This window comes from Shewanella sp. BJSY2023SW007, from assembly GCF_047314525.1.
Taxonomy (GTDB): Bacteria; Pseudomonadota; Gammaproteobacteria; order Enterobacterales; family Shewanellaceae; genus Shewanella; species Shewanella chilikensis.
In genome coordinates this window covers 1-26,193 of sequence record NZ_JBKORL010000075.1, presented here as the reverse complement: position 1 = coordinate 26,193, position 26,193 = coordinate 1, and the positions used below count along the sequence as shown (strand labels likewise).

Below are 26,193 nucleotides of genomic sequence, written 5' to 3'. Positions count from 1 at the left end.
TGACTATGAAAATCAATAGACGCACATTTCTACAGGGAGCCGGAGCCACAGCCGTGCTTTCGTCCCTGTCAGGGTTGACTCCCGGCGTAGCCAACGCCAAAGAGGCGGGAGCCAATTCAGGATTATTAGCCAAGCGCAATGGTAAAGTCGTGTACCATAGCTGTCTGCGTAACTGTGCTGCCCGCTGTCTGCTCAAGTTCCGAGTTCAGGATGGTCGAATGACTTACGTCACCGGCGCCGAGGAACAGGCCAAGACCGGTAAGGCTCCCTGCCTTAAAGGGCAAAGCTACGTGCAATACACCTATGCCCCCGACCGTATCCTGCACCCCATGGAGCGGGTCGGCAAGAAGGGTGAAGGCAAATGGCGCCGGATCACCTGGGACGAAGCCTACAGCAAGATTGCCAGCCGCTTTAAGCAGATCATCGATGAACATGGTTCTGAAGCAATTCTGCCCTACAGCTACTCAGGCAACTATGGTGCCATCGGCATGTCGGCCTCCGGCGAACGTTTCTGGAACCGTATCGGCTCCTCCATTTTGGAACGTAAAGTATGTACCTACGCCGCCTATGATGGTCTCAAGTCGCTCTACGGCACTTTCCTTGGCCCGGATCCTGAAGATGTAGTACTCAGTGACGTCTATTTGAACTGGGGACACGATGAAGTGGTCTCCAACACCATAGCTATTAAACTTATCAACGAAGCCAGGGATCGCGGTACCAAAATACTGGCGGTTAACCCACAGCGCACACCGCTATGTTCCCAGGCCGATATCTACCTGCAGCCTCGCCCCAGCACAGACGTACAACTGTGTGCCGGTATCATGAAGTATCTGGTAGAAAAAGATCTCGTTAATCATAAATTTATTGCCGAGCAGACCATAGGCTACGACGAGTTGCTCAAGCGCCTCGATGAAATCAGCTACGATGAAGTCGAAGCGATTACCGGAGTGCCCAGAGCCAAGATGTTCGAGTTCGCCCAGGTGCTGGGTGAAAACGAAAAGACCATGCTGCGTATGGGTTACGGTTTCCAACGTAACTTCAACGGTGGCCGTATGGCCCGCGCGGTTGCCATGCTGCTCGCGGTCACTGGCAACTTCGGTAAACGCGGTAACGGCCTTATCTATGACAACGTTCATGCGGGCGGTGGTTTGAACCAATATCAAGCCAGCGGCAAATATATGCGTCCGAATCCGGATGCCCAGCGGATCAATATGACTGAGCTGGCCAAGGCGTTGCACCCAACTAATCCCACCAGCCACGATAAGCCCAGTAAGCCTATCCACGGGATGATCATCTATAACGGTAACCCTGTGGTTGTCGCGCCAGATACCAATGCGGTCATCGAGGGAATGAAGCGCGAAGATCTGTTTGTTGTCGGTCACGACATGGTGATGACTGACTCACTGCAGTATTGCGACATCATAGTCCCGGCCGCCAGCCAGTTTGAAACCGATGATATTGTCGGTGACTACCATGGCTACTATGTACAGGTATGCCAGAAGGTGATTGAACCTCTGGGTGAATGTAAGTGTAACTGGACCTTCTTCCGCGAATTGGGTCAGGCTATGGGCTTTGAAGATCCTGCCTTCCAGGCCAGCAACGATGACATCATTCACGAGCTGCTGGATACAGATTCACCTTACTATAAAGGGGTGACTTATGACCGCTTGATGAAAGAGAAGTATATCAAGCTGGACATTCCTCAACCTGTATTAGCCGACGGTAAATATGAAACCCCAAGCGGCAAGATTGAGTTCAGTTCACAATTGATGGCCGATGCCGGTTTCCACCCAGTACTGGATTGGGGCCTGCCAGAGGATGAGATGGAGCCCAAAGAGCGCGAGTTGCCATTCCGCTTGCTATCTTCCGGGGTACCACAGCGGGTTAACAGCTCCTTCTACAACGTGAAATATATCCGCGCCATCCCAGCCTACTACGTCAAAATCAACCCCAAAGATGCCCAGCAATACGGCATTGTCAACAACGACACTGTCAAACTCAGCAACCACAGAGGCGAAGCTAAATTTGTTGCCATGGTCACCACAGGTGTGCCAGAGGGCTCACTGATGACCCCTAAGTGTAACTGGCTCAGACTCAACCCCAACGGCACTGATGGCTGCACCAACTCGTTGACCACAGATAAATTGACCGATATGGGCGGTTGCTCGGCCTACCACTCAACCCGCGTGGCACTGGCCAAAGCCTGAAGGAGATCCTCATGGAAAATAAACATCAACTCGGATTCGTCTTCAGACAGGAAAACTGTGTCGGCTGCCAGGCCTGCACCATAGCCTGCCAGATCCACAACGAACTGCCGGAAGACGTGCGCTTTCGCAAGGTAGACCGTTACGAAGTCAAACGTAACGACGGCATGGTAGACGTGTGGCTCAGTCACTCCTGCATGCATTGCGGTAACCCGGCTTGTCTCATGGTGTGTCCGTCTCAAGCCTATACAGTGCGTGACGATGGCCTGGTGGTACTGGATCGCGAGAAGTGTACCGGTTGCGGCCTGTGTGTCAGCGCCTGTCCTTATGATGCGGTAGTCATGCTGAAAACCGATGGTAAGGCTGCCAAGTGCAACATGTGTATTGAGCTTATCGATCAGGGACTCAAGCCCGCCTGTGTCGACGGTTGTCCGGTCAAGTGTCTGGATACCGACAGAATACAGCAGGTATTGGCCCAGAAACCTTCTGCCAGCAAGCAAGGCGTAGGTTACGGCGACTGCATCACCAAGCCCAATATGGTCATCATCAAGGAGCGACCATGACACACCTCGACCTCGGTCCGGTCGCCAACGGCTATCAGGCCTTGAAGGGGATGCTGTTTACCCCTTCGAGCCCTGAGTCGCTCAAGCGACTTATCGACTGGCTGGAGCTGGAGCAGCGTTATCCAGAGCTGCTTCAGGAAGCCAAACAGTGGCAATCAGAGCCTCTGGAACTTGAGTGTGACTTCAACCGTATGTGTATCGGCCCCACCAAATTGCTGGTGCCACCCTATGAATCTGTCTACCGCGATGTCGGTCGACAGCTGAATACGGACCGTACCATGAAAGTCGCTGACTTCTATCAACAACTGGGACTGGTGATAGATACCAGCTTCAACGAACCGGCAGACTACATAGGCAATGAGCTGGAATTTCTGTTTTGTGCTGAGGCCCTGCGCCATCAGCAACAAAGCGAAGATCCGGCCGCGGCCGAAGAGCTGGAACAGTTGGCGCAAGTCTTCCTCGAGCAACATATTGGCACTTGGTATCAGACGTTTACTGAAGGGATCTGCCAACATGCACGGCTGGATTTCTGGCGTTGCTATGCCCAGGTGCTGGAAGACTTCCTCACTTCCAGACTGAAGAATTCCGGGGTCGAGACTCCGACTGCAAAGCATCATTAAGATGTTTAAGGATTTGACATGAAAAGTTTGAATGCCTTTATCTCAGGTGCTGTGGCCTTAGTATTCAGCTTACCGCTGCTGGCCGCGGACACTCTGACACCCGAGCCACAACAATGGCAACCGATACAGGAAGTGGCCATTCAGGGCGATATCCCCGAACTCAGAGGCATGCCAGAACATGCCCAGTTCCCGGATGCACTGCCGCCAGTCAATCAAGGGTATCTTGATACTCTGGCGCCGGCCTCCTGGTGGGCCGACCTCCTGAGCTACAGCTTCTTTGGCATGATAGTGCTGCTGGCACTATTCGTGGCCATTAATGGCAAAGCCAAGCTGAGTCAGGGCTTTTCCGGCAAAAAAATCGACCGCTGGAGTGGCATGGATGTGCTGGTGCACTGGGTCGGCGCTATCGCCTGTCTACTGCTGATCATCACAGGCCTTATCATGGTTGCCGGCCGCTTCTGGCTGGAGCCCAACATGGGCGCCTCCCACTGGACCGGCTTTATCGGCACTTCGGTCGCCCTGCACGACCTGATGGCCTTCCCCTTCATCTTGGGATGGGCGGTCATGGTGGTCAAATGGGCTGGTAAGCAACTGCCGGAAGCCTGTGATATCGGCTGGCTCAAAGTGGTTGGCGGTTACCTGAACTTCGGCTCCTTCAAGGGCAAGCATCCTGATGCCGGTTTTGCCAACGCAGGTGAAAAACTCTGGTTCTGGTGTTTCGCCTTGTTCGGTGCCCTGATGGTCGGCTCGGGTCTGGTGCTCATGTTCCCAAGCCTGGTGGCCACCAAAGACGGTGCCAATCTGGCATTGATCCTCCACCTTGTCAGCGCCTTCGTGCTCGGCGCCTTTACCGTAGTACATATCTATATGGCCACAGTGATCTCTGAAGGCGGTATGGAATGTATGCTCAGCGGCAAGTGCGACGAAAACTGGGCGAAGCAACACCACAACCTCTGGTACAAAAGCCTCTCAAAAGGTAAATAACTCCCACGCCCTCCTCCAGCTCCCGGGGGAGGGCATCCCAAATCTATGATAGCCGCGGCCCTGACGGGTCGGGGATCCTTATACCCAAATGAGGGACAAACAGATGAGAACATCTACCCTGTGTTTACTCGGTTGTACCCTGCCGCTGACAGCAATGGCAGCAGACAATGGCAGCAACAACGATTGGCAAGAGCTCGATCAGCGTCTAAAGCGTCTGGAACAGCAACAAGTCAGCTCCAGTGCCCAAAACACCAGCTTCAGCCTCTATGGTTCACTGCGCCCTACCCTGGTTTACAGCGACAGTGACATCACAGATGAATGGGATGTGGGTGATGCCCTGTCCCGTATCGGCGTCAAGGGTCGCACCGAATTTGCCCCTGGTTGGGCATTGCTGGCTCAAGGTGAATGGAAAATCAATCTCAATGGTGATGGCAGCTTCGGCGATGCCCGGCTGGCATTTGCCGGGGTGGATTCCCCCTATGGTCAGCTCAGCTTCGGCCGCCAACGGCCGGTGCAATACACCCTGGTTGCCGAATATACAGACATATTCAACAACGCCAACAGCCCGTTTGCCTACAACCAGGAAAGCCCCTTCTTCGCCGACAATCTGGCGCTGTATCAGTTCAAACTGCAGCACTTTACCCTGATGGCCTCGGCACGCTTCGATGGTGAGGGCGATAACAGCGGCGCCGATGCAATCAACGCCGGTCTGGGATTTGACTGGCAGGGCTTGCATTTGGGGGTCAGCTATCTGGAACAGGACAATTTCGAAGGTGAGCTGAAAACCGGCAAAGATAAGACCAGCGCCGCCGCTGTGGCCTACAGCTTCGACAACGGCATCTATCTGGCGCTCGCCTACCAGTACAAGGACTATCAATTGACAGGCAGCGAAGACAGGGACGGCAGCACCCTGGACGCCGCACTGGCGATTCCCCTGTCGCAGGACTACAAACTCAAGCTGGGCTACTTCCGTTTCGATGATGGACTGGAGTCCGATATCAGCCTGGATTATCAGGGTTTCAACACCACCCTGGAATGGAATCCTGCCAGCAATGTGCGCTTGCACCTTGAATATCTGCAGCAAGACAACGAACAACGCGCCACCGACAAGAGCATTGCCTTCGGCATTCGCTACGACTTCGATCTGAATTGGAAAGGCTAACCCTAACCAGACGCCCTCCAGAAGAGGCCGACTCCGGCCTCTTCTATTCAGCGCATATCATGGAGTTAGCAACAAATGGGATTTAAGAAATCACTCGTGGCCTCTATGGTCACTTTAGTCGTCCTTAGCCTGTTGATCTCAAACTGGCTCTCCTATATCCAAATCAAAGAGGCCACCATCGCCGGGGTCAACGACAAACTCACAAGCGTTACCCGCAATGAGTCCGCCAAAGTCGCCACCTGGTTTGGCGCCAAAGCCCAGGCAATGGAGCAACTGGCCCGGCACTACCACCAAGGGAGCTATCGGGACAGCTACGCCAGCACGGCGCGCCTCACCACAGATCTCACCGGGGTTGCCCGCATCTACTTCGGCTTCGATGACGGCAGCGCCTATTCCACAGAAACCAGCGATAAGTGGTTTAACGGCAAAGCGATTCCGGGGAAATACGACCCCAGAACACGCCCCTGGTATCAACAAGGGAAGGCCACCAACCAGCTCGATGTCACCGATATCTATACCGATGATGGCACCGGCAACAAGGTGATCTCCATCTTGAAAAACTTGGGCAATGGCGTGGTTCTGGGCGACATAGAACTCACCTATCTTCATAAGGTGGTTAGCGCGATAGATTATCCGGGGGCGGTGGCCCTGATCACGGATCAGACAGGTAAAGTGCTGGCTTCGGAGTCTCCCAAATTGGTTACCGGCAGCCACTTTACCGATTTTGGCCTCCCCCAGGTGGAGCAGAAGCTGCTTGGCAATGATGAGATGATGCAGGAATATAATATCGATGGCATTGATAAGCTCGCCTTCTCGAAAGCAATTCCTTTGGTCAACGGCAAACAGTGGTATCTGTTCATCAGCGTGGATAAGTCGAGCGCCTATGCTGTTGTGGATCAGGCGCTGAGAAACGCTGTCATCTCTTCTGCCATCATGTTGCTATGTGCCATCACCATCTTGCTCGGGGTACTTTCTCTGCTTTATCGCCCTATCTTGTCTCTCAAGGAGATGGTCACCGAGTTGTCGAAAGGCAATGGCGATCTCACCAAACGGCTCGAGATACAGAGCCAAGATGATCTGGGGCAAATTTCCCAGGGGATCAATCAGTTTATCGCTAACCTGCAAGCCATGATGCAGGAAGTCATGCAGGCCTCGACACACATCTCAGGCGGTGTTGAACGGCTCAACACAGAAACTGAGACCAATCGCCAGATATTGTCGGCGCACACCAAAGAAACGGAACAGATTGTCGCGGCGGTGGAAGAGATGAGCGCCACGGCCAACGATGTCGCCCAAAATGGCAGCACAACCGCTTCCTTTACTCAGTTGACCAACAAACAGGCTCTGGCATCCAAACAAGTGGTTGCCGAGGCGACCGAAACTGTCAATCGCCTGGTCAGGGAAGTCGAGGATACTGCAGAGCAGATAGGTCAAATCGACCGGGATACTACCAATATCACTCAAGTGTTGAAGGTCATCGGCGACATCGCGGATCAGACCAACCTACTGGCGCTCAACGCAGCCATTGAGGCGGCGCGAGCCGGTGAGCAGGGACGAGGATTCGCCGTGGTGGCCGATGAAGTCAGAGCTCTGGCGGCGCGCACCCAGGACAGCACCGCAGAAATTGAGGTGACGCTGAACAACCTCAGAGAGGCATCCAATAGTGCGATCCACTCGATGGAGAAAACCAAACAGACCTGCCTGGAAACGGCCAAAACCACAGAGAGAGTCGCCACAGATCTCGATACCATAGGCGGGTCGGTCAATCAGATTAACGACCTCAATACCCAGATAGCCACCGCCGCCGAAGAGCAAAGCTCGGTCTCAGCGGAGATTACCCGTAACATGAGCGCTATCTGCGAAATGGCCAACGAGCTGGCTCGCAGCGGTGAAGCCAGCCGTAACGAAACCGTCAATCTGGCCACCGCCAACCAACAGCTGGAACAGATTGTGGGGCAATTTAAACTCAGTTAAACCAGTAGATCACGGGGGCTTTCACCCGAAGCCCCCTTTCCCAACTGTGACTGGAACAACCCCTTAAGCAAGGTTTAGTGTAAAACCGGCTTAAGAGTACTCGCTTAGTCAAACCAACGCTTCAGCGTCTGATCGGCTTCCTGTTTCACCTCGGCGTTCACATAAAAACTCACCATGGCAAGTGCCGCCGCCAAGGCACCGAGATCATCACTGAAACCCACTAACGGGGTCAGATCCGGAATGGCATCCAAAGGAGTAATAAAATAGGCCAAGGCACCAAATATCGCGGCTTTGGCCCATTTTGGGGTATCTGGCCTTTGGGCTGCATAGTATAACCAGAGCGCCTTCTGGACGACTTCCCGACCTGCCTGCTTGGCGTAATCCTTGAGCTTGGCCCAAAAACCACTGTCACTGTACTGCTCTTGTTCCATCTCACTCTCCACAACCAATAAAAAGGACAGTATTCAACCCTGACCTGGCTAACGTCAAGCATCACTCAAAAGAGTCATTATTGGAATAATCAACCCACTTATTTACCTTTGTGCAACAACCTTGGCTAGCCGAATATTAATTCGGTGAAATTAGATAAAAAGCCATGATTAATAGATCGTGCCACATAAATATTTAACCCAGACAATTACCATCTCATTAATTATCTACACCAAATATAACTATAAAGTGTAAATTTTTAATACAAGCTATTAAAAACAATAATTTTTTAAATCACTCAGATACATTTCTTAACAACTAATTAGAAGTATGACTTGGCTCATATTTTTATTTTTTGGCTAGATATAAACTCGCCATTAAGTTATCACCAGTGCTTTTCTCTAGACGTAACGGAGTTGTATATGAAGAGAAAGTCTAAAATCATGGCGCATATAAGGCGCACCCGACATATCATGATGCCGACCCATCGTGATTATTTTGACCACTCTTTCTTTTTCCCTGCAATAGCCCTCTCCAACTAATGGAGATAGGCTGCTCCGCGCATCCATCTCCTTAGTATCCCCATTACATACAATTAGTTGCTTTTACTCGGCCGGTAATATCCTGCACGCGTAACGGTAAGGCTTTCTGATACCTTTTCTCTGGCGAAGCATTCGTCATGGTATCTCTACGCCTTACATAAATATCGCTGCTTGAATATACCAGCCCAGGGCTGACTTTATCTAAATTTTAATATTGGAATTTATTTTCCGATACGAGCCCTGCTGACTTTTTTAAATAAGGTTATTTTATGAAATCATTAAAAATTGCAGCAAGTTTATCTGTTCGTTCTTGTTTTGATACTGAAAGAGAAGTTGTCAACGTATTAACTACCGATTTTTGCGATATTGGTGCCGTGGTTGTTTCAGTCACTGACGTTAATAACGGCATAGTCGACAAAATCAATAATACAGGCCTGAAGCTACCCATTTTCGTCGCCGTATGTTGTGAAGAAACCTTCCCGGATGATATCTGCTCTGCCATTACCGGCGTATTCGAGCTTTGCGCCAGCAGCAGTACCGCGTTTTACGGCAAACAGGTAGAAACTGCACTCAATAAATATGAGCAAGCGCTGCTGCCTCCTTTCTTCGGCACGCTGAAAAAGTATGTCGACATGGGTAACTCCACCTTTGCCTGCCCAGGACACCAAGGCGGCCAGTTCTTCCGCAAGCACCCGGTTGGTCGCCAGTTTTTTGATTTCTTTGGTGAAACAGTATTCCGCGCCGACATGTGTAACGCCGACGTCAGACTGGGCGACCTGCTGATCCACGAAGGCGCCCCCTGTGATGCCCAGAAGCATGCCGCCAAGGTATTCAATGCCGACAAGACTTACTTTGTCCTCAACGGTACTTCAGCCTCCAACAAGGTTGTGTGTAATGCGCTGCTGACCAAAGGCGATCTGGTACTGTTTGACCGCAATAACCATAAGTCAAACCACCACGGCGCGCTGATCCAGGCCGGTGCTACCCCGGTTTATCTGGAAACTGCCCGTAACCCCTTCGGCTTTATCGGCGGTATCGACGCCCATTGTTTCAGCGAAAACTATCTGCGCGAAGAAGTGCGCAAAGTTGACCCCAGCCGCGCCGATGCCAAGCGCCCCTTCCGTCTGGCGGTGATCCAGCTGGGTACCTACGACGGCACCATATATAACGCCCGTCAGGTCGTGGACAAGATAGGCCACCTGTGTGACTACATACTGTTTGACTCCGCCTGGGTGGGCTATGAGCAGTTTATCCCCATGATGAACGACTGCTCACCGCTGTTGCTGGAGCTGACTGAAGAAGATCCGGGGATCCTGGTGACCCAGTCGGTGCACAAACAGCAGGCCGGTTTCTCACAAACCTCGCAAATCCACAAGAAAGACAGCCATATCAAGGGCCAGGACAGATACTGCAACCATAAACGTTTCAACAACGCCTTTATGTTGCACGCCTCCACCAGCCCCTTCTATCCGCTGTTTGCCGCCCTGGATGTCAACGCCAAGATGCACGAAGGCGCCAGCGGCCGCTTCCTGTGGCGTGAAGCGGTGAAAGCCGGTATCGAAGCCCGTAAACTGCTGCTGAAAAAATGCAAATATATCAAGCCCTTCATTCCACCAATGATAGAAGGCACCCCATGGCAGGATCATGAGACCGAACAGATGGCCGATGACCTGCGCTTCTTCGAATTCGAACCCGGTCAGAAATGGCATGCCTTCGAGGGATACGAGAAAGGCCAATACTTCGTCGACCCTTGTAAGTTCCTGCTGACGACTCCGGGTATCGATGCCGAAACCGGCAAATACACCAACTTCGGTATTCCGGCGACGATTCTGGCCAACTTCCTGCGTGAAAATAACATCATTCCGGAGAAGTGCGACCTCAACTCGATTCTGTTCCTGATCACCCCGGCCGAAAACATGGCCAAGATGCAGCATCTGGTATCTCAGATTGCCCGCTTCGAGAAGCTGGTCGATGAAGATGCGCCGCTGTCTGAAGTGCTGCCCAATGTCTACAACGCCAACAAGGAACGCTATCAGGGTTACACCATACGTCAGCTGTGTCAGGAGATGCATGACCTCTATGTCAGTCATGATGTGAAACAGCTGCAAAAAGAGATGTTCCGTCAGGTCCACTTCCCCAAAGCCGTGATGAACCCACAGGAAGCCAACATAGAGTTTATCCGCGGCAATGTGGAGCTGGTGCCCCTGTCACAGGTGGAAGGTCGCATCGCGGCCGAAGGCGCCCTGCCTTACCCACCGGGAGTGCTCTGTGTGGTTCCCGGCGAGATTTGGGGCGGCGCGGTTCAACGTTACTTCCTCGCCCTGGAAGAAGGGATCAATCTGCTGCCGGGTTTCTCACCTGAGCTGCAGGGTGTGTATCTGGAACAAACCCCTGAAGGCCGGCAACAGGCCATGGGCTATGTCCTGAAAGCTTAACCATAAGCGGCGGGGCATGGCGCCCCGCCACCTGGCAACATGACTTAGGTAAATAATTATGAGCAAAGCAAATAATAAAATTGGCGTGGTTCAGTTAACCATACTCACCATAGTGAACATGATGGGCTCAGGTATCATTATGCTGCCAACCCAGCTGGCTCAGGTGGGAACGATTTCAATTCTGTCCTGGTTGGTGACAGCAGCAGGTTCAACGGCATTGGCCTACGCCTTCGCCAAGTGCGGTATGTTCAGCAAAAAATCCGGTGGTATGGGCGGTTATGCCGAGTACGCCTTCGGTCGCAGTGGCAACTTTATGGCCAACTATACCTACGCGGTATCTCTGCTGATCGCCAACGTGGCCATCGCGATTTCCGCCGTGGGTTATGGTGCCGTGCTGTTCGGTGTCGAACTCAGCCCCATAGCCATCTGTCTGTCCACCATAGGCGTGCTCTGGTTGGCCACTGTGGCCAACTTCGGTGGTGCCCGCATCACAGGTCAGGTATCCAGTATCACAGTATGGGGGATCATCATTCCGGTTATCGGGGTATCCATCATAGGTTGGTACTGGTTCGACTTAGACCTGTACAAGGCAGCATGGAACCCCCACGACATGCCATTCTTCAAGGCTCTGGGTGGCTCAATCGCCATGACACTGTGGGCCTTCCTGGGATTGGAATCTGCCTGTGCCAACTCTGAAGCAGTAGAGAACCCAGAGAAAAACGTGCCTATCGCGGTAATGGGCGGCACCATAGGTGCAGCGGTTATCTACATCATCTCTACCAACGTGATCGCCGGTATTGTGCCCAACGGTGAGCTGGCGCTGTCCAACGCACCTTTCGGGCTGGCCTTTGCGCAAATGTTCAACCCTACTATTGGTTCCATCGTCATGGCCTGCGCCATCATCTCTTGTACCGGTTCCCTGCTGGGTTGGCAGTTCACCATCGCCCAGGTGTTCAAGTCATCTGCCGATGAAGGTTTCTTCCCTAAAGCCTTCTCCAAGGTGACCAAGAAAGACGCCCCGGTTGTCGGCATGCTGATCATCGTTTCGGTACAAACCGTACTGTCACTGATGACCATCAGTCCCTCACTGAGCAAACAGTTTGAGGCGCTGGTTAACCTGGCCGTGGTCACCAACATCATCCCTTACATCCTTTCCATGGCGGCTCTGGGTGTGATGCAAAAGCAATTGAATATCCCTGTAAAACAAGCCCGAATTGCCAACTTTATGGCCGTAATTGGTGCCCTGTACAGCTTCTATGCCCTCTATAGCTCAGGGGAAACCGCCGTGATGCTGGGGTCTATCGCCACCTTCTTCGGTTGGACCCTGTTCGGCGTCATCTCCAACAAAAATGCCAAACAGCAATTGAAACACGCTTAAGGCGTACGGGCGTGCACACCCCAGCGTGCGCGCCACCCAAAAGTTAAATCAATAACAATATTGGATGAGGTGGACTATGAACAAGACAATACTGGCGCTGGCAATCCCTGCGCTGCTGCTCTGCGGCTCAGCCCAGGCAATCGAGCTGTACAAGGATGACAGCAATAGCTTTGGCATCAGCGGCTGGCTGGGTTTCGCCGCCTACAATGATGGCCACGAGACCTCGGTAATTGACGACACGTCAAGAATACGTTTGAGCTTCGAGCGTAAAGAGCGCAACGGCTGGACCGCCTATGCCGTCACCGAATGGGGCATCAATATGGTCACCAGTGATGACAATCTGGTGCTACAGGGCGGCAGACTCGCCGCAGAGAAAACCGATGATTTCCTTAACAACCGCCTGGGTTATGTCGGTCTGTCCCACGATACCTGGGGTAGCCTGACCTTCGGGAAGCAGTGGGGCGCCTATTATGATGTGGCCGGTACTACAGACTTACCCAATGTCGTGGCCGGTTATGCCGTCGGCGCTTACACCTTCGGTGATGGTGGCCTGACGGGTACCGGACGCGCCGATGCCGCATTCCAATACCGCAATGACTTTGGCCCGCTGCATCTGGCACTGCAATACGCCGCCAAGCAAGATGGTGAGGTCTCGGTACAGGACAGCAACGGCGAACCACTGGCCAACTCTGAACTGGACTTTGATTCCAGCTACGGTGCCAGCCTGACCTACAGCGTCACCGACAAGTTCAAGCTGCTGGCCGGCTTCAACCGTGGTGATATCGACGGCCACCTGGAAGGCAGCGAACTCAAGGTGACCAACCAGATAATAGGCATAGGTGCCATGTATGGTGACTATTATCACTATGCGCCCAACCGTGAAGCCAGCGGTTTGTATGTGGGTTTCAACGCCCACAAGAGTGACAACAACGAACTGGTTGGCGGTGAACTGTACGACGCCACCGGCGCCGAGCTGATGCTAGCCTACCAATACGACAACGGCTTTGTGCCCATTGCCATGCTGAGCTACCTGGATCTGGATACAGATCAGCACAGTGCCATTCAAGGGAACTGGCGTCGCCAATTTGCCATGCTGGGTCTGCACTACAGATACAGCAAAGACACTGTGATGTTCTTTGAGGCCAAGCTGGACTTCAGCGACATGGATGACCCGGCCGAAGATGCCGCCCAGGACAATAACTTCGCCGTGGGGATCAACTACTTCTTTTAACTGAACTTCTATAGCGGCACACTCCCGCTCCATTGCTGGCAACCTCCTTTTGCCAGGCACGCTCGGCCACCCTGCCCACTTCCTTCCAGGGTGGTCTTTTTTTACTTAAAACCGAAAAGTTTGGCGGGAGATATGCCCCCCAGGCTCCACTCAAAACGACCGGCATCAAGGCGCATTTCTGGAAAGCTTACGCCTAAACCGTTAGGATACTTGCCATCCCGCGGCTTCAGTGGACGCAGCCGCGCCAACGCAAAAAAGTAGTCAAGGTCATGCCCGCCAAACCATTACTCGCTTACTACCAGGATTGCTATAAGGAAGATTGTGTCGACCTTAATCTGTGGCACCTTGGCAAACTAAACCAGGAAGACAGGCTGTTTATTGAGGGCGAGGATTCGCTGCTTTCAGGCTTCCTGCCAAGACAGCCAATCGCCCATGAAGCCGGGGCGCAGCTCCTGCCCAGAATCGCCATGTACCAGCGCGAGCGCCAACTGCTTTACGTTTCCCATTTTGTGGTCGGCCAGTTAAAGGAAGAGGGGCAGACCCGCACTGTACTCAGCCCTCTGGTTTTTAAAGAAGCCCTGTTGGAAGAAGATGACGGCAGCTTCTATGTTTCCCTCAAAGAGGGGGCGCTGCAGATTAGCGAACCCTTGCTGCGGCTGTTGCTGCCGGAAGACAGTATGGAAGCCGGCTTTGACGCCATCTTAGCTCCCGAGCGCCCCGACAGCTGGACCTCGCTGTTGAGCCAGAGCCACCAGAACATAGATACCCTGGGGCTGCTGGGATTCCCCAAACTGACAGGTTATGACAGCCTCGCCCGCCTGGCCCGCAAGCGTAAGTTAACTCTGGTGCCGGCATCGGCGCTGGTGTTTCTGAAACGCCCCAGCGCCAGTCGCGGCATTCTGCATGAGATCTCTGCCATGATGAATGCAGCCGAACTCTCGGCGCCGCTGCAGAATCTGATGGGAACACAACTGCCACCCAAGACCGAAGCCAAGCGCCGGCTCAAAAGCCAGTACCTGCCCTGCCTCCTGTCCCGGGCACAGCAGCAAGTGCTGGAGATAGGCGCCGGCCACAGTCTTGGCTGCGTTGTCGGGCCGCCGGGAACCGGCAAGAGTTATACCATAGCCGCCGTCGCGGCCGAGCATATGGCCCGGGGCGAGTCTGTGCTGGTCGTCGCCAACAACGAGCATGCGCTCGATGTCATCAACGACAAGCTTGAGAGTCAGTTCGGGCTCAAGGACATCAGCCTGCGAGCGGGACAAAAGGCCTTCCTGAAACAGCTCAAAGATTATCTCAGCAATCTGCTGAACGGCTATCATTCACTTGAGCACACACCACCGCAGCAGTTGGAAAGCCAGCTCAATTTATTGAACCGGCAACTGGACAACTCAGAACGCCGGCTGCTGCAGTTTTTGCGCCGCGCCATTCGCCGCGGTCAAAGGCTGCACAAACTGGAACGCTCACAGCGGCGCTGGTTATTGCAGCTCTATCTTGCTCTGTTTGGCCACAGCATGGAAAACCTGAGCCAACATTGGGACACCCTGGATGAGTTGAACGATAGTCTGACAACCAAGGAGGCGCTGGCGGCCAAGTTGCTGCAAAATGTCAAAACCAGCCGGGTTGCCGACTTGCTGAACAACCACAGGCAACAACTGCAAACTTTCAATCAAGCGATTCGTTCCCGCACCTCACAACGGCAGTTTGCCCTGTTCGATACCTTGGATTACCAGGTGTTGCAGCAAGCGTTTCCCATCTGGCTGGTTAGCCTCAACACCCTGCATAAGGTATTGCCGCTGCAGCGGGAACTATTCGATCTGGTTATCTTCGATGAAGCCAGCCAGAGCAATATCACCAGCGCCTTACCGGCGCTGTTTCGGGCCAAACGGGCACTGGTCGTCGGCGATGGCAAGCAGCTCAGGCATATCTCTTTCCTGTCCCGCAGCAAAGAGCAGGCGTTGCAACAACTGCATGGCGTGTCCACAGCGCAACCCGGCATCTGCAGCTATCGCGATAAATCGATTTTGGATCTGGTGGCCGAGCAGATAGCCTCCCAGCAGCAGGTTGCCTTTCTCGATGAGCACTTTCGCAGCGCTCCCGAGCTTATCAATTTCAGCAACTCGCAGTTTTATCAGCAGCGACTGCGGATAATGCAGCACAGACCCTGTACCAGCAGCGGCCATCTGCATCTGCACTCAGTGATGGGCGAGCGCAATGAACAGGGAGTCAACCAGGCTGAAATCAGTGCACTGTGCAACCTGATAAGGCAGCAGATAGACAGCTGCGAACAAGCGGGCATGACCAAGTCGCTGGGAGTGTTATCGCCTTTTAGGGCTCAGGCCGATGCGCTGGCCGATACTTTGTTCAAACAGTTTTCCGCCACCGAACTGAAAAAGTATCGCCTGCGGGCCGACACCCCCTTTGGTTTTCAGGGGGAGGAGCGCGACATTATGTATCTCTCATTTGCCGTTGACCCACAGAGCAAGAGAGCCGCGGTATATCTCAACCGCGAAGATGTGTTCAATGTGGCTATTACCCGCGCCAGAGAGCAACAACACCTGTTTGTTTCAGTAGCGGCCCAAGAGCTGCCGAGTCATTCCCTGCTGCGCCGCTATCTGGAATCCAGCCGTCAATTCAATGCTCGGCACAGGCAAAATGATCACCTTGATAAGTTTCAGCGCCAGCTCTGTGACGCCTTGGCCGGACACAATATCGAAACCTGGCCGGGCTATGAGCTAGCCGGCACAGAGGTGGATATCCTCTGCCGCTGGCAGGGCGAGTATCTGGCGCTGGATCTCATCGGCTTTCCCGGCCCCTGGATGGACTTTTTTGAACTGGACACATACAAGATACTGCAGCGGGCCAAGGTGCCCACGTTGCCCATCAGCTATGGACTCTGGTTGAAGAATCCCAGTGCCTGTATCGAGCGCATTCGCAGTAAGCTTGGCCAGGTAAGGACCTTATCCGGCGCAGAGACTTAGGGATAGCCTCTGAGAAGTGTTGGAGGGAGCGCGGCCCCTTGGCTCAGCGCTCCTACTTTCCACTTTAGCGATAATGGTTGGTGCTTGAGTTCTTACTTGGGTTTCTTACCTTGGCTTTTACCCTGATTTTTACCCTGAGCATGGCTTTGTGCATGGCCAAAGACAGGCCTGGCACCGGGTCTGGCTTTGCCACTGCCGGGCTTGGAGCCTTTAGCTGTTGCCACTTTGCCTGTTGTTGTGTGGTCGCCGCCCTTGCCTTTTCCGGCCTTGTTACCGCCTTTGGCCCCTTCGGTTGGCTTACCCTTGGCGGCTTTGCCGCTGCGCTCTGCAAACTGATTGTCGCTGAAACGGGTGAGTCCCTGGCGACCCTTGTCGGCCCCCTTGCGGTTATGCTTACCGGCCCAGGCTTCGGCGCGGCCTTCCGGGGGCACCAGATGCTGTGGCCCGGTGCCGATAAGATGCTGTTTCCCCATGGCGATAAGCGCCTCGCGGATCAACGGCCAACCTGCGCTGTCGTGATAGCGCAGCAAGGCCTTGTGCAGTCGCCGCTGACGCCCCTTCTTGGCCACCGGCACCTCTTCGCTGCTGTGTTTGACGTTTTTCAACGAGTTCAGCTCTGTGTGGTAGATGGTCGTGGCATTGGCCATAGGCGATGGGTAGAAGTTCTGCACCTGATCCAGCTTGAACTTACGCTCCTTGAGCCACAGCGCCAGGTTGAGCATGTCCTCGTCCGTGGTGCCCGGGTGAGCCGAAATAAAATAGGGGATCAGATACTGCTGCTTACCCGCTTCGGCCGAGTATTGGTCGAACAGCTCCTTGAACTTGTCGTAGGTGCCCATACCTGGCTTCATCATCTTGGATAAAGGCCCCTCTTCGGTATGTTCCGGTGCTATCTTGAGATAGCCACCCACATGGTGCTTGGCCAGCTCTTTAACGTAACGAGGATCTTCAATCGCCAGGTCATACCGCACGCCGGAGGCAATCAGTACCTTCTTGATCCCGGGAACATCCCGGGCGGCACGGTAAAGATCTATGGTGTGCTGATGATCTGTGTCCAAATGGCCACAAATACCGGGAAAGACACAGGATAAGCGCCGACAGGTCTTTTCGGCCTTTTCGCTCTTGCAGCCGAGACGATACATGTTGGCCGTTGGGCCGCCGAGATCGGAAATCACCCCGGTAAAGCCGGGCACTTTCTGCTGTATATCTTTAATTTCTTTGATAATGGATTCTTTCGAGCGGCTCTGGATAATGCGCCCTTCATGCTCGGTTATCGAGCAAAATGAGCAGCCACCGAAACAACCTCGCATGATATTGATTGAGGTCTTGATCATGTCGTAGGCCGGGATCTTGGCCTTGCCGTAAACCGGGTGTGGCACCCTGGCATAAGGCAAGTCGAATACCGCATCCATCTCATCTGTGTTGAGCGGCCAGGCCGGTGGGTTGACCCAAACACCACGGTCGCCGTGGGGCTGGAACAGGGCTCTGGCACAACCTGGGTTTTGCTCCTGATGCAAAATCCTCGATGCATGGGCGTACAGGTATCTGTCTTCACTCACCCGCTCGAAGGCCGGCAGCAACACATAGGTCTGCTCCCAGGGCCGTGGCTTGGGTGGCTGCACGCTGATGGGCTTGGGAGCGTCGTTGTCGAAGATCTTCTTGTCGGATGGCCCGGACAAATTCTGGCAGCCGACATCATCGGCGCCATAGGGATTGGGGATAGGGTCAATTTTATGCAACTGATCTATCTTGCGCGAGTCCATGCCGCGCCATTCTGGCAGAGGCTCTTTACGGATAACCGCTGTGCCGCGGATATTCTGCATCTGCGCCATGGTTTCACCCTTGGCGAGACGGTGCGCCACTTCCACCAGCGGCCGCTCGGCATTGCCGTAGATCAGGATGTCGGCCTTGGCATCAAAAATAACACTGCGGCGCACTTTGTCGGACCAATAGTCATAGTGGGCAATCCGCCGTAGGCTGGCCTCAATACCGCCTATGACCACGGGCACCTCTTTAAAGGCTTCCTTACAGCGCTGGGTATAAACAGTCACGGCGCGATCCGGGCGCTTGCCGCCTTCATTGCCTGCGGTATAGGCATCGTCGTGGCGCAGTTTACGATCGGCAGTATAACGGTTGATCATCGAATCCATATTGCCTGCAGTGACCCCGAAAAACAGATTCGGCTTACCCAGGCTCATAAAAGCCTCTTTGCTGGACCAATCCGGCTGCGAGATGATCCCCACTCTGAATCCCTGCGCTTCCAGCAAACGGCCTATCACCGCCATGCCAAAACTGGGGTGATCCACATAGGCATCACCTGTCACCAGGATCACATCACAGCTGTCCCATCCCAGTTGTTCCATCTCCTTGCGGGACATGGGCAAAAAGGGAGCCGTGCCGTAACACTCGGCCCAATACTTGGGATACTGAAATAAGCTGGATTCGACTTGCATTTGAGACTGACCATCAGAGGATTCGACACACGGCAGCCACGCTGCCTCAGGGCCGCGGAGTATAACAGGCTAACCGGGTTAAGTGTGACTGATTTTTCACCAACTGCCGACTATTTATCCCCCTTGCTTGTGCCTGCAAGCCAAGGCCCTACTTGGATTGTGGCTTCTCTCGGGTTCAGAGCAGCAAGCGCCCCACATACTGCCAGAGGTTAAACAGCGCCAGCACGAGTATGCTTATCCAGGTGAACAAGGTGCCGAGGAATCGGCCCGGGTGGTAACCGCCCTTGCCTTGGGTCAGACCTATGGCATGCAGCAATCTGGCCACCAGCCAAATCGTCCCCAGTAGATGTAACCAAACGCCGGCCATGCCGTTGGCTTCGGCCAACACCAAAAGCAGCAAGGCTATCGGGGCATTTTCCAGCAGGTTACCGTGTACCCGGTTGGCCAGATACAGTGCATCGTTGCCGCCATCACCCAGGCCTATCTTGTAAGCACGGCGCAGCCCTACCACCCGGTAAGCCAAAACCAAGACCAAAAGTCCCGTCAAGGCGGCATAAAAACCCGATATAAACAATGACATAATTTCAAACTCTCCTTTTTAACCTTCTCTATTCAGCCCCTATTGGCCCCATAAAATCCAGGTGTGCGCATCAACCTTAACGCAACAAGCTTGCACTTAGGCTCACATAAAGGAAATAATTTTTAAAATGTCATTAACCGGATTCAGCCCCCTTGCTGTAGAATCCGCGCGGGCAAAAAACCGTCCGTCCAACCAAGGGCACAGTGGGAAACCGAGTGGATAATCAAGAATTCATTGAAAAGCGCCGTTTTATCATCAAGTTGGGTAAGGCTCTGCATAAGTTCGGCACTCCGGCTTATCGGCTCGAAACCCACTTGCAGACAGTGGCCAAGACGCTCGGCATCGAAGGCTATTTTCTGATCTCCCCCACTTCGATGACCTTTGTGCTGCAACACGACACAGATCAGGAATACAACCATGTTGCCAGGGTCAAACCCGGCGAGCTGGATCTGGGGTCGCTGGCCCGCACCGACGCTTTAGTGCAGGAGCTGAGCCTGGGGCAACGCAGCCTGAGTGAAGCGCTGGAACGGCTGGATGAGATAGCCAACAAGCCCAATCCCTATGGCCCTGTGTTAACCCTGGGTGCCTTTGGCACCTCGGCCGCCGCCTTTGCCATGCTGATGGGCAGCAGCTGGAATGATGTATTCTGGTCGGCCTTGATAGGCATGCTGGTCTATGGTTTGGTATTCAGCGCCGAACGCTCGCGGCGAATGGCCGAACTGCTGGAGCCTTTAGCCGCCATGCTGGCCGGTTTCGCCGCCTGTGGCCTGGCGCAACTGGATGCCGGGCTGAATATCCCTGTGGTGGTGCTGTCGGGGATCATCGTCTTTATTCCCGGCCTGGCACTGACCCTGGGCCTAGCCGAACTGGCGGCAAGGGATCTTATGTCAGGCACCATGAGGATCATGGATGCGGTAATGCTGCTGTTCAAGCTCTACTTCGGTGCCGTACTCGGCGTGGCAATAGGCAATGCCCTGTTCGGAGAATCCCTCTATATCGAACCCATGCCACTGCCTCGCTGGGCCATCTGGTCGGCGGTGCCCATCCTCTCCATGGCGCTGGTATTTATCTTCAAGGCCAGGCTCAAAGATGCCCCCTGGGGCGTACTGGCGGGTATTGTGGCCTTCTTCTCCGCCATGTTCGGCGGCCTCTATCTGGGGGATTCTCTGGGGATCTTCTTCGGCGCCCTGGCCGTGGGTATTTACGCCAACCTGTTTGCCCGCTGGATGAAGGCACCGGCCTCCATTGCCCTGCTGCAGGGGATAGTCATCCTGGTGCCTGGCTCCAAGACCTATATCGGTCTCAATGTGCTTATCTCGGGTGAAACCATGTTGAACCAGTCGCATCTGGGGTCGCAGATCTTTCTGATATTCATGTCACTGATCGCCGGGCTCATCTTCTCCAACGTGGTGGTGCCGCCGAGAAACACCCTCTAAACGCTGCTGCCGTGGGCATTAGCGCCGGGGAAAGATAGTTTATTACAAGCTAAATCATTACTTTATTTCGCCAGCCTTCTTGACTAACCGCCTATTCGGTTGTGTTATTGAAGTGTGAATATCAGCCCGATATTCACTACCGAGAGGAGGCAGTCTATGGCAATAAGCCGCAGTGTCTTGCTTCTGGCAACCCTGTTTGCCAGCCTCTCCGTTTTGGCCAAAACCGGCACCGCAGGCAATGGCACCACCTCGTCTTCCCAAGGCCAAAATCCACTCCCTGAGCGGTTCAAGGTTGGCAATATTGTGGTGGTCAGCAACCCGATTTTCGACGAGTCTGCCAAGAATGCCATCTTCCTGCACAATTGGGCCAACGCCTTGCATATCAATACCCGGGAGTCGGTGATCCTTAATCGCCTCAGTATTCAGGAGGGGCAGGAAGTGACCCCAAGGCAGTTGGAAGAAGCGCAGCGAATTCTCAGGCGTGAGCCCTATCTCAGAGACGCCAAGGTCTCTGTGGTCAAGGCCGACCCCAGCGCCGATCAACAGCCTGATGGCGAAACCCTGCTGGTAGAAACCTGGGATCAATGGTCGCTGCTGCCCACCATCAGCCTGGGACGCAGCGGCGGCAACAACAGCTTCTCCGTAGGGCTGAAAGACGACAATATTCTTGGCCTGGGGATCCGCACCCGTTTGAAGTACCAATCCGACGAGGACAGAACCGGCTACAAAGTCGCGTTCGAAATGCCGCTGAACATCATCAAAAATGCCACTGTGGCGGCCAACTTCTATGACAACAGCGATGGTCAGGCCAAACAGCTGTATTTCGACAAGCCTTTCTATACTCTGGACGACACCCGCGCCTACGGCGCCGAGTATCTGGATGAAGACAGAATCGACACCATTCGCCAAAACGGCCTCGACATCAACGAATTCGATGAAGAGCTCCGCTATCGCAACCTCTACTGGGGCTTTATGTTCGCCAAAGAGAACCAGAGTCGGCAAAGATTACGCCTTGGAGTTACCCAGGATAAGCACAGCTTTCACGCCCTGCCTCAATACCCGCAGCAGCCCTTGCCTCAGGACAGAGACTTTCTCTACCCCTGGGTAGAATGGGAGTACCTGCAGGATGACTTTCGGGTGCTGACCAATATTCACCTGGTCAACTATAACGAAGACTTCAACCTCGGCTGGCATCACAGCGTTAAACTGGGGCTGGAAACCAAAGACAGTGATAGCCTGGGCTATCACCTCAACTGGCGCAGCAGTCGCGGCTATTTTGAGGGTAAGGAGCTGCTGTTGCTGGCATTTGGCGGTGAAGCCACCCTGGCCACCCGGCAACGGGACTTTTATCAAGTGAATGTTGCCGCCGAGTATTTCTATAAGTTCACCCCCAAGTGGACCGCCTATTCCAAGGCGCGGCTGTCCAACTCCAACAACAACTATATCGACCGTCCCTTTGCCCTGGGGGATGAAACCGGCATTCGCGGTTATCCCAACGACTACCAGCACGGTGACAATCAATGGCTGCTGACCGGCGAAATCCGCTATTACCCCAATATCAACCTCTACCAACTGGCAGAATTGGGCTGGGCCGCCTTTATCGATGTCGGTCAGGCCCTTGGTGGTGCCATGGCCAATGACAACGAAGTCTCAGGCCCCATAGGCTCAGTCGGCATAGGTGCCAGAGTCTACTCTTCCCGCTCCAGTTATGGTCATGTCGCCCACATAGATTTCAGCGTGCCCTTTACCCGGGGCGATGAAGTGGACGGCTGGGAATGGCGCTTTCAAGTGAAGCAGAGTTTCTAGGCTGATTTTGCCACCCCAGCGGCAAACTCTGCCGTATACCAATGCGTACACCTTATTCACTTCGAGACTAAGTGCATGAGATTAAGTACACACTCAAAATCTCCCCAAAATTGAAACGTAATATAGGGATTCCAGCATAACCGGTATCAAGAATTGGCCTTGGACTCATCAATACCAAACGCTAGCTTGTTGGTACCACCCAAGGCATACAATTCTCGGTGTCATAAAACTATAGTCATCGGATAGAGACCATCCTAGACTATGTCAATCCTTTAAAAAAAATTGAGCACCCAAGCCAAGCACGCTTTAACCGCTTCACCTGTAAGCGCCGCCACTTCAGTGACAGGAAGAAAAAACGACCAACCTTGAGTTCTAGACGCAACCCACAACAAGGAAACCGCAGCATGAACAAAAGAGAAAATCACTAATGACAGCAGGACCAGTCTTGCATAACTCAACTTGCTTGCCATGCTAGTTCTAAAATCTGAGATAGCCTTATACGCATCCTCGCTCTTCTTCTCCAGTCTCCCCATCAAACTTTCATATTCGAGCCTTATTGATTCAATAGACTTTAACTCATATATCATTGCTAATGAAAAAACTAGAGACACAATTAAAGCAACCAATCCCACCCCAATATTGACAGCCATAATTTCACTTACGGTTTCTCCAGATTTAGCGGTAGCAATCGCCTGAGTGCGAGTAGATGTGATAAATATGGTTGCTGGAATAGCAAGTGACTTAGTTAGCGAAGATGTCACCAAGTCATTGACCTTAACCATGTAATCTCTGTAACGCTCTTCATGCTCAGCCCTTAACTTATCAAAAGAAAAGCCAACTGAGTACGCCTGATAAGCTTCATCAAACTTAAGACTAAATGAACTGAAATTATTAAGCAGATAGGTAAACTTATCTTCTTCCTTTACATGGTATAGAAATGAATAAAGAGTGTTTTGTAAAATATGCCCTTTCTCCACCTCGTGATGTTCGTCTTTTTGAAGCACAGATAGAAATTTTGTCAACCCATCAAACCCATTTTCAAGGCATGAAGAGCTATAAACTCCTCTCAGATAGAGCTTACCCTTATACAAGAAGGTTAATCCATTTGCTGTGACATCATCGCTCTTTTCAAGCAAGGCAGCCCACAGACGATGCACCTCCAAATAGTGCATCAGCCTTCCAGAAGGGTTTTCACAAGGATAATAAATTACCCCCTCCACCTCCGAAGTCACAACAAAACCATCAGGCCTCTCCGTTGGATGGGAGGCTATCAATTCGTCAAAACTTTTAAAAAATCTAATCGAACCACTGTCTACGTTAAAAGAAATATTTAACGTTTCACCGTAATTATCAGAAGACAATTGCTTTATTTCTTTAGACCTTTTAACCCTCGCCCCAACAACTCCCGCAAATTCAGCCACAAGTTCACAATCCGCAGCCCTTTTTATAAGCTCCAAATTGCTATCATTCAAAACAACGGCTGCACCCAGACATGATGAAGCCTCACTCCAAGTAGGCGACAGCGCCTCATATATCTCTTTGGCCTCAAGAGGGGTTACCTTAATCACTCCGCTCTCCTATTGGAGGTAAATACGCTAGAACCTCGTCCAGAATGTCTTTAGGGAGATTGCTAAAAGTTAGGGTTTCACGCTTTCTGTCGAAGATTACCGATTTATTCAGCGCCCCTTTATTGAAACTAAGCTTATAATCCTTATTCTCACCTTGAATTCGTGAAAATGACCTAAGCGCACTTCTATCAATTCCAATAGTGTCACTCAACTTGAATTCTTCATGAGCTATTTCCAGGAATTGATTACGTTCCTCTTCTTCGATAAATAGGTTTGCTGACAATCCCTCAAGGCTAACCCGCTCTTCGTCGTAATTTCTTAATCTGTCATTGCAGTAAGATTGCGCTGACTCGCACAAAATAACTGCCCTCTCAGGTGCGATACCCATTCGAGCGCATGCCTCATTTATGGCATCTTTTAATGCGTATGTGTCCGCTTTGTAATCGCTAGGTTCAGTGCACCCCAGAAAATCCTGAAAGTAACGTCTAACATCACCCGTACCCCTCCCCAGCTTGAAAGAGATAGGTCTTGGCTCACCTGCAACCCAATCATTAATACATATTTTAGCCCCAAGATTCAGGGAGTCCAAGTTAATGCGCTCTATGTCCTCAAAGGTTAATTCAGCATCATTAATGTCTGTACCATCTATACGATGAAGAAAGACAATACAGAGATAGTAAACCTCTTCATCACCAAAAGTCTGAGAATAATAATATGTAATAAGAAAACCATCCTTAGCATTAATCGCCTGAGCTTTATTTAACTTTCTAGCTAACAGCTCGGCAAAGCGCGAAGACAGCAATCTGTATTCTTTAAAGCTATTATCTTGACGAATAAAGCTACCTTTCATTAAATTTGAAAATGCTGACTCCTCTGGTTCCGTGACAAACTCCCCCACCTTCATCCCACCACCTTTAAATAAAGTAGTTAGTTTGGTGGTTACATTCTCAGATAGCTTGGTGACATCATTTTCTTTATCTCTTGTTTTAGAGATGGCGGTATTTTTATCATCACGCTTGATTGATGAAATGATTAGATTGTGAATAGTTCCGTCCATGGGGCTCCTAGTAAATTCCTATCAAGAGGGCTGCTAGCACGATTACACTACATAAGGTAAGAAAAATCAATCAACGGAAACCAACTCCATCTGAGTTGAGAGTTGGACAACAAACCATTTAAAAACAATATCTTGCACCTGATTTTGGAATTTCTACGAAACAAAGACTTCCCCTCAGTTAACCACTAGATACCTCGATATAAACTCCACTAGAACTCCCACAACGCCTACCATCCATCTAGTGAATCAACCACAAAAAAACAATGACTTAACCTTAAAATCATGAGTATACCTGTTAGATATACCCAACTCAGATTTCTCATGACCAACAACCGTCTGGAATAGTGAAGTAGGAACACGACACTCCTGTACCTTAGTTATAAATGTGTGACGGAAACTATGGAGAGAGAACCTTTTCCCCTTATCGTTTTCAGGAGGGATTTCTACTGAGTCCATTAGTACCCTAGCGTGATACGTCAATCTGTTATGATTCTTAACTATCTCGGGAAACAGCGGACCTTCCAATGCTTCAACGAACTCAATAACAGAGAATATGGACACCCAACGTTAATGGCGCGGTAGTTAGCCTCCGACTATGCTTTGTTTAAGCATTTAACAAGGAGGTTATTATGATCCGCACCGCTAATACAGGACACGCTACTAAGCAACACTCTTTAGTTCGTAGTTTTCTGGACTGTTATAGCCCAGAGCACTGTGCCTTCTTGTTCGATTGTAATCAACCTCGATGTATTCAAACACAGCCCGACGCATTGTTTCTCGATTCATGATTGGC

At 52.2% G+C, this 26,193-nt stretch carries 19 protein-coding genes; 13 read left to right on the top strand and 6 right to left on the bottom strand.

The genetic code is table 11. The annotated features are described in order from the left end of the window. Positions 1-5 precede the first annotated feature (5 nt). From ACMHXE_RS12660 to ACMHXE_RS12635, 6 genes are all read left to right on the top strand, one after another. Entirely contained in the window at positions 6-2,207 is a 2,202-nt protein-coding gene (locus tag ACMHXE_RS12660; RefSeq protein ID WP_101056787.1) for a molybdopterin-dependent oxidoreductase, read from the top strand. Positions 2,208-2,218: 11 nt separating this feature from the next. Further along, positions 2,219-2,767 (top strand): 4Fe-4S dicluster domain-containing protein, encoded by a 549-nt coding sequence (locus ACMHXE_RS12655; protein WP_039035838.1) that lies wholly within the window; start codon positions 2,219-2,221, stop codon positions 2,765-2,767. Continuing rightward, entirely contained in the window at positions 2,764-3,387 is a 624-nt protein-coding gene (locus ACMHXE_RS12650; protein WP_101056788.1) for a molecular chaperone, read from the top strand. The genes ACMHXE_RS12655 and ACMHXE_RS12650 overlap by 4 nt, the downstream gene beginning before the upstream one ends. 18 nt (positions 3,388-3,405) lie before the next feature. Then, complete coding sequence (locus ACMHXE_RS12645) at positions 3,406-4,371, top strand: formate dehydrogenase subunit gamma (RefSeq protein WP_101056789.1); 966 nt, start codon at positions 3,406-3,408, stop codon at positions 4,369-4,371. A gap of 103 nt (positions 4,372-4,474) precedes the next feature. Next, entirely contained in the window at positions 4,475-5,533 is a 1,059-nt protein-coding gene (locus ACMHXE_RS12640) for a porin (RefSeq protein ID WP_101056790.1), read from the top strand. Between the two features lie 75 nt (positions 5,534-5,608). Then, complete coding sequence (locus tag ACMHXE_RS12635; protein ID WP_101056791.1) at positions 5,609-7,507, top strand: methyl-accepting chemotaxis protein; 1,899 nt, start codon at positions 5,609-5,611, stop codon at positions 7,505-7,507. Positions 7,508-7,611: 104 nt separating this feature from the next. Here the strand turns inward: ACMHXE_RS12635 and ACMHXE_RS12630 are convergent, their stop codons facing one another. Further along, positions 7,612-7,938, bottom strand: coding sequence for a YkvA family protein (locus ACMHXE_RS12630; RefSeq protein ID WP_224867645.1), 327 nt, complete (start codon positions 7,936-7,938; stop codon positions 7,612-7,614). A gap of 420 nt (positions 7,939-8,358) precedes the next feature. On the opposite strand from ACMHXE_RS12630, the gene speFL reads away from it, so the two are divergent. The 5 genes from speFL (at position 8,359) to ACMHXE_RS12605 (ending at position 16,500) form a co-directional block, all read left to right on the top strand. After that, positions 8,359-8,478, top strand: a complete 120-nt coding sequence (gene speFL, locus ACMHXE_RS12625) for a leader peptide SpeFL (RefSeq protein ID WP_165564311.1) — start codon at positions 8,359-8,361, stop codon at positions 8,476-8,478. Between the two features lie 269 nt (positions 8,479-8,747). Continuing rightward, the gene (gene speF, locus ACMHXE_RS12620) at positions 8,748-10,913 is read left to right on the top strand and encodes an ornithine decarboxylase SpeF (RefSeq protein ID WP_226684834.1); all 2,166 of its coding nucleotides are present in this window, start codon (positions 8,748-8,750) and stop codon (positions 10,911-10,913) included. Positions 10,914-10,971: 58 nt separating this feature from the next. Next, positions 10,972-12,291: a putrescine-ornithine antiporter gene (gene potE / locus ACMHXE_RS12615; protein WP_101056793.1), complete on the top strand. Its 1,320-nt coding sequence runs from the start codon at positions 10,972-10,974 to the stop codon at positions 12,289-12,291. A 76-nt stretch (positions 12,292-12,367) separates the two neighbouring features. Next, positions 12,368-13,522 carry a porin gene (locus ACMHXE_RS12610; protein ID WP_101056794.1) on the top strand — a complete coding sequence of 385 codons (1,155 nt, stop codon included), beginning with the start codon at positions 12,368-12,370 and terminating at the stop codon, positions 13,520-13,522. A gap of 269 nt (positions 13,523-13,791) precedes the next feature. After that, positions 13,792-16,500, top strand: coding sequence for a DEAD/DEAH box helicase (locus ACMHXE_RS12605; RefSeq protein ID WP_101056795.1), 2,709 nt, complete (start codon positions 13,792-13,794; stop codon positions 16,498-16,500). A gap of 92 nt (positions 16,501-16,592) precedes the next feature. Here ACMHXE_RS12605 and ACMHXE_RS12600 read toward each other — a convergent pair whose 3' ends face one another. Then, the gene (locus ACMHXE_RS12600; RefSeq protein ID WP_101056796.1) at positions 16,593-18,953 is read right to left on the bottom strand and encodes a YgiQ family radical SAM protein; all 2,361 of its coding nucleotides are present in this window, start codon (positions 18,951-18,953) and stop codon (positions 16,593-16,595) included. A 175-nt stretch (positions 18,954-19,128) separates the two neighbouring features. Continuing rightward, positions 19,129-19,533, bottom strand: a complete 405-nt coding sequence (locus ACMHXE_RS12595; protein WP_039035849.1) for an MAPEG family protein — start codon at positions 19,531-19,533, stop codon at positions 19,129-19,131. A 215-nt stretch (positions 19,534-19,748) separates the two neighbouring features. Here ACMHXE_RS12595 and ACMHXE_RS12590 point away from each other — a divergent pair, with 215 nt between their 5' ends. After that, positions 19,749-20,969 (top strand): threonine/serine ThrE exporter family protein, encoded by a 1,221-nt coding sequence (locus ACMHXE_RS12590; protein ID WP_071237684.1) that lies wholly within the window; start codon positions 19,749-19,751, stop codon positions 20,967-20,969. Positions 20,970-21,125: 156 nt separating this feature from the next. Then, on the top strand, positions 21,126-22,775 hold the full coding sequence (locus tag ACMHXE_RS12585) for a ShlB/FhaC/HecB family hemolysin secretion/activation protein (protein ID WP_229839801.1): 1,650 nt from the start codon (positions 21,126-21,128) through the stop codon (positions 22,773-22,775). 272 nt (positions 22,776-23,047) lie between these two features. Here ACMHXE_RS12585 and ACMHXE_RS12580 read toward each other — a convergent pair whose 3' ends face one another. The 3 genes from ACMHXE_RS12580 to ACMHXE_RS12570 form a co-directional block, all read right to left on the bottom strand. Beyond that, entirely contained in the window at positions 23,048-24,343 is a 1,296-nt protein-coding gene (locus ACMHXE_RS12580) for a hypothetical protein (protein WP_413732401.1), read from the bottom strand. Next, the gene (locus ACMHXE_RS12575; RefSeq protein ID WP_413732399.1) at positions 24,336-25,400 is read right to left on the bottom strand and encodes a nucleoid-associated protein; all 1,065 of its coding nucleotides are present in this window, start codon (positions 25,398-25,400) and stop codon (positions 24,336-24,338) included. Before ACMHXE_RS12575 ends, ACMHXE_RS12580 begins: the two co-directional genes overlap by 8 nt. Before the next feature lie 660 nt (positions 25,401-26,060). Further along, a partial coding sequence (locus tag ACMHXE_RS12570; protein WP_413732415.1) for an IS3 family transposase occupies positions 26,061-26,193 on the bottom strand: 133 nt, incomplete at its 5' end.